Genomic DNA, 13,850 nt, shown 5'->3' with positions numbered 1-13,850 from the left:
CATGGCCTCCGACGTACGCAACCGCGACCGCCGGCCGCGCAGGGTGCTCACCTTCCTGGCTCTGCTCAACGCCCTCGCCGCCCTGGCCGGCGCCATCGGACTGGCGAGCGGAGTGTTGGACCTCGGGCCCGTTGTCACCCCTCGCCTGCCCTGGCACAGCCCGGTCTTCGCCGGGATCGCCCTGGCCGTGCTCGTCGCTGCCCCCAACGCCGTGCTCGCCGCGGTCGCGCTGCGTCGGGGACGGCAGACCGGGCTCGTGGGCATCATCGTCGGCACGGCGATGGTGGTGTGGATCGTCGTCGAGCTCGCCTTCATCCGCGAGCTCAGCCTCTTCCACCCGCTCTACGTGTGCGTCGGCGCGGTCATGGTGTGGGCCGGAGCCGCGGTGGTGCGGCTCGACCTCGGCGTGACGGCGACGTCGCTGGCCCAGGAGCTGCGTGACGTGCTGGCCGACGTGCCGCGGTTCCTCGGGGCTCCCCTGGCGCGTCGCCGCCACCTCCGGTGGGGAGCCACGGACGACGAGGTGGCCGCCGACCTGCCAGGCGACGACCGCGTCGCCCACGCCGACTACGTGTCCACCCGCGCCATCGCGATCGCCGCGCCGCCCGAGTGCGTCTGGCCCTGGCTCGTCCAGGTCGGCCGCGGCCGTGCGGGGTTCTACAGCGACGACCTGCTCGACAACGGCGCACTGCCCAGTGCCCAGCACATCGAGCAGGGTTGGCAGCAGCTGGAGATCGGCCAGTGGGTCCCGATGGCGGAGAGGATCACCCCGCGTACGGCGTTCCGGGTCGCCGCCGCGCTGCCGCCGTACGAGCTGCTGTGGAGCAAGCCCGACAGCACCTGGTCGTGGCGGCTGGCGCCCACCGAGGGCGGTGGCACTCGCCTGGTCACCCGGATCCGCGCCCGCTACGACCGACGGAACCTGGGCTCCTGGCTGTCCAGCCTCGTCCTGCTGGAGCTCGGTGACTACGCGATGCAGCGGCGGATGCTGCTGCATCTGCGCGATCGCGCCGAACGGCAGCAGACAGCAGATGCCTCCCTGGAAGGCTTGTGATGAGACGCCTGGTCCTCGTCACGGGTGCCGCGACCTGGCTGACCTTGCACCGCCTCGGCCGGACCTACGGTGCCACCAGGCACGAGCGGCTGCATGCCCTGGCGGGTGACGTCTACGTCGAGGACGCCCAGGTGGTGGCGACCCACGCCGTCACCTTGGCCGCGCCACCCGAGGAGGTCTGGCCCTGGCTGGTGCAGGTGGGCTGGCACCGGGCCGGCTGGTACACCGCTCGGTGGGTGGACAAGGTGTTGTTCCCCGACAACCTGCCCAGCGCCCAGAGCATCGTTCCCGAGCTCCAGCATCTCGAGGTGGGCGACTTCGTGCCGGATGGCGCCTTCGACACCCTGTGCGGATTCGTGGTCGTCGACGAGATACCACAGCAGCACCTCGTCCTGCGCTCGACGAGCCACCTGCCCCTGTCCTGGCGCCGACGCGGGATAGCCGGCGTGGACTGGACGTGGGCCTTCGTCCTCACTCCGGTGCCTGGCGGCACCCGGCTGCTGTTCCGCTGGCGTGCGCACACGCGGCCCTGGTGGCTGACACTCGGCGCGCACGCCTTCTTGCTCCCGGCCGACTTCGTGATGTCGCGGAGCATGCTGCGCGGCATCGCTCGACGCGTCGAGCGCATGCCGCAGACCCAGGGCCGCTCGTCGGCCTCCTGCCTCGGCGCGCCGGGGGCACAAGGACCCGCTGGCGCAGGTCTCTCGACTCCTGCCCCAACCCACCCCCGCTCCTAGCGTGGGGAACAAGAGAACTGACGTGGAGGCAACGATGAGAAGGCTTCTCGTGCTCGGTGGCGGAACAGCCGGCACCATGACCGCCAACAAGCTGCGGCACCGCCTGGACCCGCACGAGTGGACGATCACCGTCGTCGACCAGGACGACGAGCACCACTACCAGCCCGGCTACCTGTTCATCCCGTTCGGCACCTACGACAGGGACGACGTCATCCGGTCCCGTCACCACTTCCTGGCCGACGGGATCGACCTGGTGCTCGGCGAGATCGACCGGGTCGAGCCGGAGGCCTGCGTCGTCGACCTCTCCGACGGCAGGACGCTGCCCTACGACTACCTGGTCATCGCGACCGGCACCACACCCCGTCCGGACCAGACCCCCGGGATGCTCGGACCCGAGTGGCGGCAGAGCATCTTCGACTTCTACACCCTCGAAGGTGCCGAGGCGCTCGCTCAGGCCCTCCTGAGGCTGGACCACGGACGGCTGGTCGTGCACATCACCGAGATGCCCATCAAGTGCCCGGTGGCCCCGTTGGAGTTCACGTTCCTCGCCGACGCCTGGCTCAGTGAGCGCGGCCTTCGTGAGCGCGTGGAGCTGGTGTTCGTGACGCCACTGGACGGCGCGTTCACCCAGCCCGTCGCGGCTGCACACCTGGGCACCATGCTCGCCGAACGCAACATCGTGGTCGAGCCGGACTTCATGATCGAGCGGATCGACGCCGAGAACCGGAAGCTGGTGTCGTACGACGAGCGCGAGGTCCCCTTCGACCTGCTCGTCACCGTGCCGCTCAACATGGGCGCCGACTACGTCGCGCGCTCGGGACTCGGCGACGAGCTCAACTACGTGCAGGTCGACAAGCACACCCTGCTCTCGACGAAGTACGCCAACATCTTCGCCCTCGGCGACGCCTCCGACATCCCGGCATCCAAGGCCGGTTCGGTCGCCCACTTCGCGTGCGAGGTGTTCGTCGAGAACTTCCTGCAGCACGTCGAGGGGCTGCCGATGACGGGATCCTTCGACGGCCACGCCAACTGCTTCGTGGAGTCAGGAGACGGCCACGCGCTCCTGATCGACTTCAACTACGACACCCAGCCCTTGCCGGGCAAGTACCCGGTGCCGCACGTCGGGCCGCTGTCCCTGCTCAAGGAGACGCACGCCAACCACCTCGGGAAGCTCGCCTTCCGCCACGTCTACTGGAACGTGCTGCTTCCCGGGCGTCCCATCCCGCTTCCGGCCCACATGTCGATGGCCGGCAAGCACGTCCCATCCGAGGAGGAGTGACACCATGCCCACCACCATCATCGACGGCCACGAGATCCAGGTCGACGCCGAGGGGTTCATGACCGAACTCGAGGAGTGGTCCGAGCCGCTGGCGAAGTCGCTGGCCCACCAGATCGGCCTCGAGCTCACCGACGAGCACTGGAAGGCGATCCGCTTCCTGCGCAGCGACTACCGCGAGCAGGGCGAGACCGCGACGCTGCGCCGGATCAGCGTCGTGGGCGGGATCCCCACCAAGGAGCTCTTCGCCCTGTTCCCGCAGAAGCCCGCCAAGAAGCTCGCGTACGTCGCGGGGCTGCCGAAGCCCCACGGCTGCGTGTGAGAGGAGAAGGACCATGACCACCACGCCCGCTCCCGAGACCGTCGAGTCGCCGCTCGTGCCGTCGTTCGGCGACGTCGACTCGGGCCGCAAGCTCGCGATCATCTGCTCCAAGGGCAACCTCGACATGGCCTACCCCGGGCTGATCCTGGCCAACGCCGCCCTCGGCGAGGGCATCGAGACGCACCTGTTCTTCACGTTCTGGGGCTTCGACATGATCAACAAGAAGACCATGGGCGACCTCAAGTTCACGATGCTGGGCAACACCGCAACACACCTGCCGCAGGGCCTCGGCGGCCTGCCCGGTATGACCGCGATGGCGACCCACCAGCTGCGCAGGACGATCGCCGACCTCGGCGTGCCCGACGTACCGGAGTTCCTGCAGCAGATCGTCGACTCGGGCGGTCACCTGTGGGCGTGCCGGATGTCGGCCGACATGCAGCACCTGGAGCTGGACGACCTCTACGACGAGGTCGAGGCGATCATCAGCGCATCGGACTTCATCGAGAAGACCGCCGGCGCGCAGCTGCTGTTCATCTGAGACCCGGCTACCGGCGAGTGAGCCAGCCGAGAAGACCGGCGCGGGGCGCAGCCTCGTGGCCCTCGCAACGGGCCTCCTCGGGATAGCCGGCCAGGACCTGGTCGACATGTCGCCCACACCCTCTCCAGGTCACCAGACCGCAGGTGCGGCAGCGCACTGCATGACACATATCGATTCCCTCTGCTCGTGTCGACGACTTGGATCGTAACCCCCCGGGGGGATACGATGACAGCATAACCCAACCTCAGCAAAGGAGCGCCCCCGTGGGCACCATCGACCTCACCGCTGCCGACTTCACCAGCACCGTCGACGAGAACGAGATCGTCCTCGTCGACTTCTGGGCCTCCTGGTGCGGGCCGTGCCGGATGTTCGCGCCGATCTTCGAGGCGGCCTCCGCCGCCCACCCTGATGTCGTGTTCGCCAAGGTCGACACCGAGGCGGAGAGTCAGCTGGCCGCACAGGCCCGCATCACCTCGATCCCGACGCTGATGGCCTTCAAGGGTGGCCAGTTGGTGTTCTCGCAACCAGGCGCACTGCCGGCTGCTGCCCTGGAACAACTGATCGAGGCGATCCGGCGGCTGGACCTCGAGGCCGCGTCCAGCGAGCGCGCATCATGACCGGCTACACCATGGCGGTGACCCTCGAGCGGCCCTACGACGAGGTGGTCCCCCAGGTGAGGGCCGCCTTGGCCGACCAGGGTTTCGGCGTGCTGACCGAGATCGACGTGCGCGCCACGATGCGCGCCAAGCTCGGCATCGACGTGCCCGACCAGGTGATCCTGGGCGCCTGCCGTCCCGAGCTCGCTCACCGCGCCCTGGGCGCGGCCCCGTCCATCGCCGCCCTGCTCCCCTGCAACGTCACGGTGCGCACCACCGACGCGGGCACCGTGGTCGAGGCCGTCGACCCGGCAGTGATGAGCCGCCTCGAAGACGGCGCCGAGATCAACGCGGTCGCGGCCGAGGCGCGCTCCCGGCTGTCGGCAGCCCTGCGGGCGCTGGCAACCACCACGAAGGCAGCCTGACATGGAGATCGAGCCCACCGAGATGCGCGCCATCGTCAACCGCGCCAAACGAGCCCATGGCCACCTGGGGAAGGTCATCTCGATGATGGACGACGGCGCGGACTGCGAGGACGTGCTGACCCAGCTGGCCGCAGTCTTGAAGGCGCTCGAACGCACCGGCTTCGCCATCGTCGCCACCGGCCTGCAGCAGTGCATGGCGGCCGGCGACGGGCCAGACAGCGTGGACGTGAAGAAGATGGAGAAGCTCTTCCTCGGCCTCGCGTGAAAGCTCCACCACCCACCCGACCCCGCAACAGACGGAGCATCCGATGACCACCCTCGAGACCGACCACTCGGTCCACGGCCGCCGCATCCTCGACGACCTCTCGCCCCTGCACCGCCAGCTGCGTCGCGCCGTCCCCGACGTCTACCGGGGCTTCGGGGAGCTGCACCGCGCCGCGTTCGCCGCAGGGTCGCTGGACGTGCGCACCAAGGAGCTGATCGCGCTGGCCATCGCCGTGGTCGAGGGCTGCGACGGGTGCATCGCCTCCCACGCGCAGGCCGCTGCCCAGGCCGGCGCCTCGAGGCAGGAGGCAGCCGAGGCCATCGGTGTCACCTTCCTGATGCACGGCGGCCCCGCCACCATTCACGGCCCCCGGGCCTACGACGCGTTCTGCGAGTTCGCCCCCGCGGACCCCGACGAGCTGTCCTGACCCCCACGTACCGACCGCGCCTCGTCCGGTCGCGGGGCCCGTGACGTCGGGGCCTTCGACCCGGTTCGACGGGACCGACCGCCCAGCAGAGTCGAGCTGAGGAGGCGTCCCATGGTGCTGACCGTCCACCGGCCCGACCGCGGCACGACCGGTCCGGTGAGCGCCGTGCGCGCCGGAGGCGGCAGGAGCCTGAAGCGGATCCGTCAGGCGCTGGTCGGCCTCGCCGCGGTGACGATCCTCGGTACGACGGGGTACGTGCTGCTGGGCTTCACGCTCCTCGAGGCGGTCTACCAGACGGTCACCACGGTGGCCACGGTCGGCTTCCGCGAGGTCAGGCCGCTGACCCCCGCGGGACAGGTCTTCACGATCGTGCTGATCCTGCTCGGCGTCGGGACCGTTCTCTACAACCTCAGTGTCATCCTCGAGGCGGTCACCGAGGGCCACCTCCGCGAACACCTGGAGAGGCGCCACATGGACAGGGACATCGCGGCCATGCACGACCACGTCATCATCTGCGGATACGGCCGGGTGGGACGCTCGGCGGCGGAGTTCCTCGCCGCGCACGGTCATCGCCTGGTCGTCGTCGACAACGACCCGGCCCGTCTGGAGCAGGTGCCCACCGGCACTGCCCACCTGTGCGGCGACGTCACCGACGACACCGTGCTGTGTGAGGCCGGGATCGACCGTGCCCGCGCAGTGATCGCGGCCCTCGACACCGACGCCGACACCGTCTACGTCACGCTGTCCGCGCGCGCGATCAGGCCGGACCTGGTGATCATCGCCCGCGCCCGGACCACCGGCTCGAAGGCCAAGCTCGTGCTGGCCGGAGCCGACCGGGCGGTCAACCCCCAGCGCATCGGCGGTCGCCGGATGGCGGTCTTCGCCCTGCAGCCGGACGTAGCGGAGTTCCTCGACGTCGTCATGCACGACGACGAGATGGACTTCCAGGTCCAGGAGGTGCACATCGAGCGCGGTTCCTCGATGGTCGGCAGGTCGGTGGGCGAGCTCGAGCTCCAGCAGCGCACCGGCGCCCTGGTGCTGGCCGTGCGGCGGGGCACCGGGCTGCCCTTCGAGCCGCATCCGCCTGACGATCTGGTCCTGCCCGCCGGTTCGGTGCTGATCGCCTTGGGGACGGAGTCCGAGCTCGACTCGCTCGCACAGCTGTCGAGCCTGTAGTCACCCTCGGGTCAGCGCTTGCGAGGACCTGCGGTCGTCGCTGCGTCGTACCGTCCGTTGGGGGTCACGATGGTGCCCGACTCGCCGGCGAGGATCGCCACCGCGTCGTCGAGCGAGCCGATGGCGGCCATGCCACCAGTGAGCTCGACGAACCGACAGACGGCGTCCACCTTGGGCCCCATCGATCCGGCCGCGAAGTCGAGGCTGCGCAGGCCGGCCGGGGTCTCGCGCAGGATGGGCGCCGCGTCGGGCGTGCCGAAGTCACGCAGGACGTGCTCGACGTCGGTGACGACCAGGAGCACGTCGGCGTCGAGCGCCTCGGCGAGCACCGCACTGGTCAGGTCCTTGTCCACGACCGCCTCGACGCCCTGCAGGTCGCCCCGCTCGTCGCGGATGACCGGCACTCCCCCGCCACCAGCGCAGACCACGACCGCGCCGCTCTCCAGAAGCAGGCGGATCAGCCGGGTCTCCACGACCCGCTGCGGGCGGGGTGACCCGACGACCCGGCGCCAGCCGTCGCCGTCCGGCTTGACCACCCAGCCGCGGTCGGAGGCCAGGCGGGCCGCCTGCTCACGGGTGTACATCTCGCCGACGAACTTGGTGGGGTCGGCGAATGCGGGGTCGGCCGCCTCGACCAGCGTCTGGTTGATGATCGCGGCGACCTGACGACCGGGCAGGCGGTTCTGCATCGCCTGGAGCAGCCAGTAGCCGATCATCCCTTGGGTCTGGGCGCCCAGGACGTCGAACGGGTACGGCGTGGTCAGGTGCGGGTCCGACGCGCTCTGCAGCGCCAGCACCCCGACCTGTGGGCCGTTGCCGTGGGTGACCACGAGCTCGTGCTCGGCCGCGAGCGGGGCCAGCGACTCGACAGCACGTCGTACGTTGGCCTCCTGCACCTCGGCGTCGGGCTTCTGTCCGCGCTGGAGCAGCGCGTTCCCACCGAGGGCGACGACGATGCGCATCTCACGAGTCCATCTCAGGCGCCCAGGGTGGCCACGAGCACGGCCTTGATGGTGTGCATCCGGTTCTCGGCCTGGTCGAAGACGATCGAGTGCTCCGACTCGAAGACGTCGTCGGTCACCTCGAGCGCGTCCATGCCGGTCTGCTGGAACAGCTCCTCCCCCACCTTGGTGTGGCGGTCGTGGAACGCCGGCAGGCAGTGCATGAACTTGACGTCGGGGTTGCCGGTCGCCTTCACCGTGGCGATGTTGACCTGGTAGGGCCGCAGCAGGTCGATCCGCTCGGCCCACACCTCCCGGGGCTCGCCCATCGAGACCCACACGTCGGTGTAGAGGTAGTCGACGCCCGCGACGCCCTCGGCAACGTCCTCGGTGTGCGTGATGCGGGCGCCGGTCGTCTCGGCGATCCCGAGCGCCTGGTCGATGACGTTCTCGGGGTTCCACAGGGCCCTGGGCGCCACGATCCGCACGTCCATCCCCATCATGGCGCCGGCGACCAGCAGCGAGTTGCCCACGTTGTTGCGGGCATCCCCCAGGTAGGCGAACGCGATCTCCTGGTCGTGGCGGTCACAGTGCTCGCGCATGGTGAGCATGTCGCACAGCGTCTGCGTGGGGTGCCACTCGTCGGTCAAGCCGTTCCAGACGGGCACTCCTGCCTGCGCGGCCAGCGTCTCCACGTTGGTCTGCGCAGAGCCGCGGTACTCGATGCCGTCGTACATGCGGCCGAGCACGCGAGCGGTGTCCGCCATCGACTCCTTGTGCCCGATCTGGGAGCCGGTCGGGTCGAGGTAGGTCACCCGGGCCCCCTGGTCGAAGGCAGCGACCTCGAACGCGCACCGGGTCCGGGTGGAGGTCTTCTCGAAGATGAGGGCGATGTTCTTGCCGGTCAGCCGCGGACGCTCGGTGCCGGCGTACTTCGCCCGCTTGAGCTCGGCGGCGAGGTCGAGGAGGAACTTCCACTCCTGGGGAGTGAAGTCGACCTCCTTGACGAAGCTGCGGTTGCGGAGGTTGAAGGCCACGGTGCTCAGATCCCTTCTCGTTCGATGGGGCAGGTCATGCAGCGAGGCCCGCCGCGGCCGCGTCCGAGCTCGCTGCCTTGGATGGTCACGACCTCGATGCCCTTCTTGCGCAGGTAGGTGTTGGTGGTGACGTTGCGCTCGTAGGCGACGACGAGTCCGGGACTGACGGCGAGTACGTTGCAGCCGTCGTCCCATTGCTCGCGCTCGGCGGCCTGGACGTCCTGGGTCGCGGAGAGGACGCGGATCTGCTCGATGCCCAGCGCGCGCGCGATGGTGCCGTGCATCTCCTCGGCCGGGTGCGGCGTCACCTTCAGCTCGTGTCCCGGCTCGTCACCGGCGTTGCCGGGCTCGATCGTGTAGGACGGCAGCATCCCGAGCCCGACGTACTTGGTGAAGGTGTGCTCGTCGACCATCGTCATGACCGTGTCGAGGTGCATGAAGGCCCGCTTCTGCGGCATGGACAGGGCCACGATCTTGGTGGCGCTGCCTGCCCGGAAGAGTCGCCTGGCCAGGCGTTCGACGCCCTGAGGGGTGGTCCGCTCGCTCATGCCGATGAGGACGGCGCCGCGGCCGAGCACGAGGATGTCGCCGCCCTCGGTGGTGGCCTGCCCGTTGACCGTGCCCTCGGACCAGACGTGGAACCTGGCGTCCGCGAAGAACGGATGCCAGCGGTAGATCGCCTCGTAGTGGATCGTCTCGCGGATCCTGGCCCGCTTGCGCATCGCGTTGATCGACACCCCGTCGAAGATCCAGGCGGACGTGTCGCGCGTGAACAGGTGGTTGGGCAGCGGAGGCAGCAGCAGGTCGTCGAGGCCGAGCGCCTGGACGACGACCGAGGACGGCTCGTCGGTGCGCTCGAGAAGCTCGCGCTTGGTCATGCCGCCGATGAGGTACTCGGTGAGCTCGCTGTCGCTCATGGAGCCGAAGACCTGGTGCAGGCTGTCGAGAGCCATCGGGCCGTAGACGCGCTCGTCGAGGGCCTCCTCCAGCACGTACTTGCGGGCCTCCGGGATGGCCAGGGTCTCGGTCAGCAGCTGGTCGAGCATGTGCACCTCGACGCCGAGGTCCCGCAGGGTCTCGGCGAAGGCGTCGTGCTCCTGCTTGGCGCGCTTGACCCAGAGCACGTCGTCGAAGAGGTACTCGTCGTGGTTGGTCGGGGTCAGCCTCTTCAGCTCGAGGTCTGGCCGGTGCAGGATCACCTGTCGCAGGCGGCCGACCTCCGAGTCGACGTGCAGGTTCCGGTTCATGGCATGGCACTCCTCTCTGGACCTCCTCACCTTCCAGCGCGGCGCCCCCCGGGCGGAGGGGTCGAAGGTCCCCCGGCAACGGGTCCGTGGACACCTCTCAGGAAAACCTCAGCAGTGGTTGCGTGGAGTCGGCGCAGATGCGCTTCGCGAAAGGACGAACCATGGCCACCAAGCAAGCGCCGCCGAGGGCGGCCCACAAGACCACCGCTCCGGCGAAGGAGCCGAGGTCCTTCCACTTCCCCAGCGCCTTCACGGTGCTGTTCGGCGTCACGATCGCGGTCTGGCTGCTGGCCTTCATCGTCCCCACCGGCACCTACGCGACCGATGCCGACTCGGGTCGCCCCATCCCCGGCAGCTACGAGGCCACGCAGGCCGGACTCTCGTTCGGCGACCGGCTGATGGAGCTGTTCCTGGCTCCGATCAACGGTCTCTACGGTGTCATCAACCCCGACGGCTACATCGGTCCCTACGAGAGCGGTGAGCTGTACGGCGCCGCTGGCGTCTTCCTGTTCGTCCTGGCCATCGGAGTCTTCATCACGATGGCCATGCGGACCGGGGCGATCGACAACGGAGTGGCGCGCATCGCGCAGCGCACCAAGACCCGGGGCGCCGTCCTGATCGCGGTGCTGATGGTGCTGTTCTCCATCGGTGGCACGACCGAGGGGATGGCCGAGGAGACGCTGGGCTTCTACGCCCTGCTGATCCCCTTGATGCTGGCGCTGGGCTACGACCGCCTCGTCGCGGCCGCCACGATCCTCATCGGCGCCGGCATCGGCGTGCTCGCCTCGACGGTGAACCCGTTCGCCACCGGAGTCGCCTCCGACGCCGCGGACATCTCGATCGGCGACGGCATCGGCTTCCGGTTCCTGATGTACGTGCTGCTGGTCCCCGTCGGCGTGTGGTGGGTCCTGCGTTACGCGCGGAAGGTCAAGAAGGACCCGGCCACCTCGATGGTCGGCCACGTCGACGGTGACGACGAGCTGCGGGCCCAGGGCCTGCGCGACGTCCCTGTCCTGACCGGCCGCGAGAAGAGCGTGCTGGGCATCGTCGGGCTGACCTTCGCGTTCATGATCTTCGCGATCGTGCCGTGGGCACAGGTCATCAACGGCCCCGACGCGGCCAGCTACGGCTGGCAGCTCGACTGGTACTTCCCCGAGCTGGCGGCGCTGTTCATCGTGATGTCTCTGGTCGTCGGCCTCATCGGCGGCCTGGGCGAGAAGGGCCTGACCGACACCATCGTCAAGGGTGCCGGCGACTTCATCGGGGTCGGGCTGATCATCGTCTTGGCGCGCGGCGTCACCGTGATCATGAACAACTCCGAGATCACCGGGACGATCCTGCACTCGATGGAGGACCTGGTCAGCAACACCGACTCCGGCGTCTTCGGCGCGGTGATGTTCCTGATCAACCTGCCGCTGGCGTTCCTGGTCCCGTCGACGTCCGGGCACGCCGCCCTGGCGATGCCGATCCTGGCCCCGCTGGCCGACTTCGCCGGCGTGTCCCGGGCCATGGTGGTCACGGCCTACCAGTCGGCCTCCGGGATCATCAACCTGATCACCCCGACCTCGGCGGTGGTGATGGGTGGACTCGCCCTGGCCAAGGTCCGCTACGACCAGTACCTGCGCTTCGTGCTCCCTCTGGTGGGCATCTTGCTGGTGCTGTGCGTCGTGATCATCGGCATCGGCGCGGCCCTCTGAGAAGGCCGTGTCTCGCGCCGACGACCGACAACGGCGGCCCGGGCCCCACGGGGGTCCGGGCCGCGATCCATCTCCACGGAGCTGCGACATGGCCGCATTGCACGAGCTGAGGTACTCGGAGTGCCAGGCGCTCCTGCGCGCAGGCATCCTCGGACGCCTCGCCGTCGTCGCACCCGACGGGCCCCACGTGGTGCCCGTCAACTACTCCGTGACCAATGACGCCGTCATCATCGCCACCACCCCGGACGGGCTGCTGGCTCGTCACGGCCCTGGAACCAGGGTCGCCTTCGAGGCCGACCATGTCGACCACGGCTACGAGCACGGGTGGAGCGTGATGGTGCGCGGCACCCTCGCCGTCCTCGACGATGCGACCGAGATCGCCCGGATCCGTGCCACGTGGGCTCCCCGCCCCTGGGCCAGCGGTAGCCGTTCGCTGCTCCTCAAGCTGCCCTTGACAGAGCTGAGCGGCAGGCGGCTCGGCTCCGGCTGGGACCCGATGTCCGAGCTTCCCGTGCCGAGGGCCTGATCAGGAACCGGTGACCTAGGTCCTGGTCCTGCTCGACCTGGGCCCCTGGGTGGGTGCCGTCGGACTCGCGAGGATGAGAACAAGTCCTAAGGAGATGTTCTCGATGAGCGCCGTGACGTACCCGGTCCACGTGGATGCCCGCCTCGACTCCGAGGTCAGTCGCTGGCTGTGGTTGCTCAAGTGGTTGCTGGCGATCCCGCACTACGTGGTGCTGGCCTTCTTGTGGGTGGCCTTCGTGGTGCTGAGCGTGGTGGCGTTCTTCGCGATCCTGTTCACCGGGCGCTACCCCCGCGCGATCTTCGACTTCAACGTGGGCGTTCTCCGCTGGCAGTGGCGCGTCTCGTACTACGCCTACGGCGCGCTCGGCACCGACCGCTACCCGCCGTTCACCTTGCGCGACGACCCGGACTACCCCGCCCACCTGGAGGTGGACTATCCCCAACGCCTCTCGCGTGGGCTGGTGCTCGTCAAGTGGTGGCTGCTGGCCATCCCGCACTACCTGATCGTGGGGCTGCTCGTGGGTGGCACGGGCTACTACATCGGGAACGCCGACGACCGCTCCCACCTGGCGGCGACCGGCCTGATCCCGCTGCTCGCGTTCGTGGCCGGCGTCGTCCTGCTCTTCACCGGCCGCTACCCGCAGCCCCTGTTCGACTTCCTGCTGGGTCTCAACCGCTGGGTGCTCCGCGTCGCGGGCTACGCAGCTCTGATGACCGACACCTACCCGCCCTTCCGCCTCGACCAGGGCGGCCACGAGGACGGCAGGGGAACCCTCACCCTGGAGCCAGGACCGACCTCCCCGGCGCCTCCCCCACCGCCGGCAGGACCTCCGCCCCAGTCGACCGTTTCTCGTTGGACGACGCGCCGCATCGTGTCGCTGCTCGCCGGCTGCGTTCTCGTCTTCGTCACCTTGGGGCTCGCGGTGCCAGGCGCGGCGCTCCTGGTGGCAGACCAGGCGGCCCGTGACCACGACGGCTTCCTGATGAGTCCGGAGCAGAGCCTGCGCACCACGACGTACGCCATCACCTCGGCTGAGCAGATGCAGGTCGACGCGCCCGCTGAGGTGACCCCCGCCGCCTTCTTGGGTGACCTCAAGATCACGGCTGTGGCGAACGACCCCACCGCCGTCTTCATCGGCATCGGACCCAAGGCCGCCGTCGAGTCGTACCTCGCCGGCGTGCGGCACGTCACGTTGGTCGACCTGAGGGACGGCGAGCCCGTCTACAGGACGACCCCTGGCCTGGCGCCCACAGCGACGCCGCAGTCGCAGAACTTCTGGGCCGCGAGCGCCTCCGGCCCGGGCACCCAGGAGGTCACCTGGACGCCGGCATCGGGCGAGTGGTCCGCGCTGGTCATGAACGCCGATGCCAGCAGGGCGGTCGACGTCACCGTGACGGCCGGCGCCGAGGTACCTGCACTCCACTGGATCGTGGCCGTCCTGCTCGCACTGGCCGCCCTCAGCCTCGCCGGCGCCGTCGTCCTCATCGTGGTCCCGCTCCGCGGCGTGTCCCGGATGGATGTTGACCGATGAGGTGAGCGGCGGGAACCCGTCCGTGCCGGTCGGCCCGTCCCAGCAGGGACCAAGG

General features: G+C 69.3%; 17 protein-coding genes. 13 read left to right on the top strand and 4 right to left on the bottom strand.

Annotated features, from left to right (window positions below):
* The first annotated feature begins 1 nt into the window (after position 1).
* The 5 genes from ISU10_RS22870 to ISU10_RS05175 are packed head-to-tail and all read left to right on the top strand — an operon-like array spanning position 2 to position 3,927.
* Positions 2-1,054 (top strand): SRPBCC family protein, encoded by a 1,053-nt coding sequence (locus tag ISU10_RS22870; RefSeq protein WP_228499630.1) that lies wholly within the window; start codon positions 2-4, stop codon positions 1,052-1,054.
* Positions 1,054-1,791 carry an SRPBCC family protein gene (locus ISU10_RS05190; protein WP_194695312.1) on the top strand — a complete coding sequence of 246 codons (738 nt, stop codon included), beginning with the start codon at positions 1,054-1,056 and terminating at the stop codon, positions 1,789-1,791. Before ISU10_RS22870 ends, ISU10_RS05190 begins: the two co-directional genes overlap by 1 nt.
* Before the next feature lie 34 nt (positions 1,792-1,825).
* Positions 1,826-3,070, top strand: a complete 1,245-nt coding sequence (sqr, locus tag ISU10_RS05185) for a type III sulfide quinone reductase, selenoprotein subtype (protein WP_194695311.1) — start codon at positions 1,826-1,828, stop codon at positions 3,068-3,070.
* Between the two features lie 4 nt (positions 3,071-3,074).
* Positions 3,075-3,389, top strand: coding sequence for a TusE/DsrC/DsvC family sulfur relay protein (locus ISU10_RS05180; protein ID WP_194695310.1), 315 nt, complete (start codon positions 3,075-3,077; stop codon positions 3,387-3,389).
* Between the two features lie 13 nt (positions 3,390-3,402).
* Positions 3,403-3,927: a DsrE/DsrF/DrsH-like family protein gene (locus ISU10_RS05175; RefSeq protein WP_194695309.1), complete on the top strand. Its 525-nt coding sequence runs from the start codon at positions 3,403-3,405 to the stop codon at positions 3,925-3,927.
* 7 nt (positions 3,928-3,934) lie between these two features.
* Here the strand turns inward: ISU10_RS05175 and ISU10_RS24350 are convergent, their stop codons facing one another.
* Complete coding sequence (locus tag ISU10_RS24350; RefSeq protein ID WP_503128329.1) at positions 3,935-4,096, bottom strand: DUF8730 family Cys-rich protein; 162 nt, start codon at positions 4,094-4,096, stop codon at positions 3,935-3,937.
* A 94-nt stretch (positions 4,097-4,190) separates the two neighbouring features.
* On the opposite strand from ISU10_RS24350, the gene trxA reads away from it, so the two are divergent.
* The 5 genes from trxA to ISU10_RS05150 all read left to right on the top strand — a co-directional run bounded on the left by trxA (position 4,191) and on the right by ISU10_RS05150 (position 6,816).
* Positions 4,191-4,544, top strand: a complete 354-nt coding sequence (gene trxA, locus ISU10_RS05170; protein ID WP_194695308.1) for a thioredoxin — start codon at positions 4,191-4,193, stop codon at positions 4,542-4,544.
* Positions 4,541-4,948 carry a DUF302 domain-containing protein gene (locus ISU10_RS05165; RefSeq protein ID WP_194695307.1) on the top strand — a complete coding sequence of 136 codons (408 nt, stop codon included), beginning with the start codon at positions 4,541-4,543 and terminating at the stop codon, positions 4,946-4,948. The genes trxA and ISU10_RS05165 overlap by 4 nt, the downstream gene beginning before the upstream one ends.
* Position 4,949: 1 nt before the next feature.
* Complete coding sequence (locus ISU10_RS05160; RefSeq protein ID WP_194695306.1) at positions 4,950-5,213, top strand: metal-sensitive transcriptional regulator; 264 nt, start codon at positions 4,950-4,952, stop codon at positions 5,211-5,213.
* A 43-nt stretch (positions 5,214-5,256) separates the two neighbouring features.
* Positions 5,257-5,640, top strand: a complete 384-nt coding sequence (locus ISU10_RS05155; protein ID WP_194695305.1) for a carboxymuconolactone decarboxylase family protein — start codon at positions 5,257-5,259, stop codon at positions 5,638-5,640.
* Between the two features lie 111 nt (positions 5,641-5,751).
* Positions 5,752-6,816 (top strand): potassium channel family protein, encoded by a 1,065-nt coding sequence (locus ISU10_RS05150; RefSeq protein WP_194695304.1) that lies wholly within the window; start codon positions 5,752-5,754, stop codon positions 6,814-6,816.
* An 11-nt stretch (positions 6,817-6,827) separates the two neighbouring features.
* On the opposite strand, the gene arcC is transcribed toward ISU10_RS05150, so the two are convergent.
* The 3 genes from arcC to ISU10_RS05135 are packed head-to-tail and all read right to left on the bottom strand — an operon-like array spanning position 6,828 to position 10,041.
* Complete coding sequence (arcC, locus tag ISU10_RS05145) at positions 6,828-7,778, bottom strand: carbamate kinase (RefSeq protein WP_194695303.1); 951 nt, start codon at positions 7,776-7,778, stop codon at positions 6,828-6,830.
* Between the two features lie 14 nt (positions 7,779-7,792).
* Complete coding sequence (gene argF, locus ISU10_RS05140) at positions 7,793-8,794, bottom strand: ornithine carbamoyltransferase (RefSeq protein ID WP_194695302.1); 1,002 nt, start codon at positions 8,792-8,794, stop codon at positions 7,793-7,795.
* A 5-nt stretch (positions 8,795-8,799) separates the two neighbouring features.
* Positions 8,800-10,041, bottom strand: a complete 1,242-nt coding sequence (locus ISU10_RS05135) for an arginine deiminase (protein WP_194695301.1) — start codon at positions 10,039-10,041, stop codon at positions 8,800-8,802.
* Positions 10,042-10,202: 161 nt separating this feature from the next.
* On the opposite strand from ISU10_RS05135, the gene ISU10_RS05130 reads away from it, so the two are divergent.
* The 3 genes from ISU10_RS05130 (at position 10,203) to ISU10_RS05120 (ending at position 13,795) form a co-directional block, all read left to right on the top strand.
* Entirely contained in the window at positions 10,203-11,738 is a 1,536-nt protein-coding gene (locus tag ISU10_RS05130) for a YfcC family protein (RefSeq protein WP_194695300.1), read from the top strand.
* An 88-nt stretch (positions 11,739-11,826) separates the two neighbouring features.
* Positions 11,827-12,264 carry a pyridoxamine 5'-phosphate oxidase family protein gene (locus ISU10_RS05125; protein ID WP_194695299.1) on the top strand — a complete coding sequence of 146 codons (438 nt, stop codon included), beginning with the start codon at positions 11,827-11,829 and terminating at the stop codon, positions 12,262-12,264.
* Between the two features lie 103 nt (positions 12,265-12,367).
* Positions 12,368-13,795, top strand: a complete 1,428-nt coding sequence (locus ISU10_RS05120; RefSeq protein WP_228499627.1) for a DUF4389 domain-containing protein — start codon at positions 12,368-12,370, stop codon at positions 13,793-13,795.
* The last annotated feature ends 55 nt before the right edge of the window (positions 13,796-13,850 follow it).

Origin of the sequence: Nocardioides agariphilus, assembly GCF_015352445.1 — a bacterium.
In the GTDB taxonomy this organism is placed as follows: Bacteria; Actinomycetota; Actinomycetes; order Propionibacteriales; family Nocardioidaceae; genus Nocardioides; species Nocardioides agariphilus.
This window is presented reverse-complemented; position numbering and strand designations above follow the sequence as displayed.

Coding starts and splice junctions, on each gene's coding strand:
- ISU10_RS22870 (WP_228499630.1), top strand. CDS start 2: ATGGCCTCCGACGTACGCAACCGCGACCGCCGGCCGCGCAGGGTGCTC.
- ISU10_RS05190 (WP_194695312.1), top strand. CDS start 1,054: ATGAGACGCCTGGTCCTCGTCACGGGTGCCGCGACCTGGCTGACCTTG.
- sqr (WP_194695311.1), top strand. CDS start 1,826: ATGAGAAGGCTTCTCGTGCTCGGTGGCGGAACAGCCGGCACCATGACC.
- ISU10_RS05180 (WP_194695310.1), top strand. CDS start 3,075: ATGCCCACCACCATCATCGACGGCCACGAGATCCAGGTCGACGCCGAG.
- ISU10_RS05175 (WP_194695309.1), top strand. CDS start 3,403: ATGACCACCACGCCCGCTCCCGAGACCGTCGAGTCGCCGCTCGTGCCG.
- ISU10_RS24350 (WP_503128329.1), bottom strand. CDS start 4,096: ATGTGTCATGCAGTGCGCTGCCGCACCTGCGGTCTGGTGACCTGGAGA.
- ISU10_RS05165 (WP_194695307.1), top strand. CDS start 4,541: ATGACCGGCTACACCATGGCGGTGACCCTCGAGCGGCCCTACGACGAG.
- ISU10_RS05160 (WP_194695306.1), top strand. CDS start 4,950: ATGGAGATCGAGCCCACCGAGATGCGCGCCATCGTCAACCGCGCCAAA.
- ISU10_RS05155 (WP_194695305.1), top strand. CDS start 5,257: ATGACCACCCTCGAGACCGACCACTCGGTCCACGGCCGCCGCATCCTC.
- ISU10_RS05150 (WP_194695304.1), top strand. CDS start 5,752: ATGGTGCTGACCGTCCACCGGCCCGACCGCGGCACGACCGGTCCGGTG.
- arcC (WP_194695303.1), bottom strand. CDS start 7,778: ATGCGCATCGTCGTCGCCCTCGGTGGGAACGCGCTGCTCCAGCGCGGA.
- ISU10_RS05135 (WP_194695301.1), bottom strand. CDS start 10,041: ATGAACCGGAACCTGCACGTCGACTCGGAGGTCGGCCGCCTGCGACAG.
- ISU10_RS05130 (WP_194695300.1), top strand. CDS start 10,203: ATGGCCACCAAGCAAGCGCCGCCGAGGGCGGCCCACAAGACCACCGCT.
- ISU10_RS05125 (WP_194695299.1), top strand. CDS start 11,827: ATGGCCGCATTGCACGAGCTGAGGTACTCGGAGTGCCAGGCGCTCCTG.
- ISU10_RS05120 (WP_228499627.1), top strand. CDS start 12,368: ATGAGCGCCGTGACGTACCCGGTCCACGTGGATGCCCGCCTCGACTCC.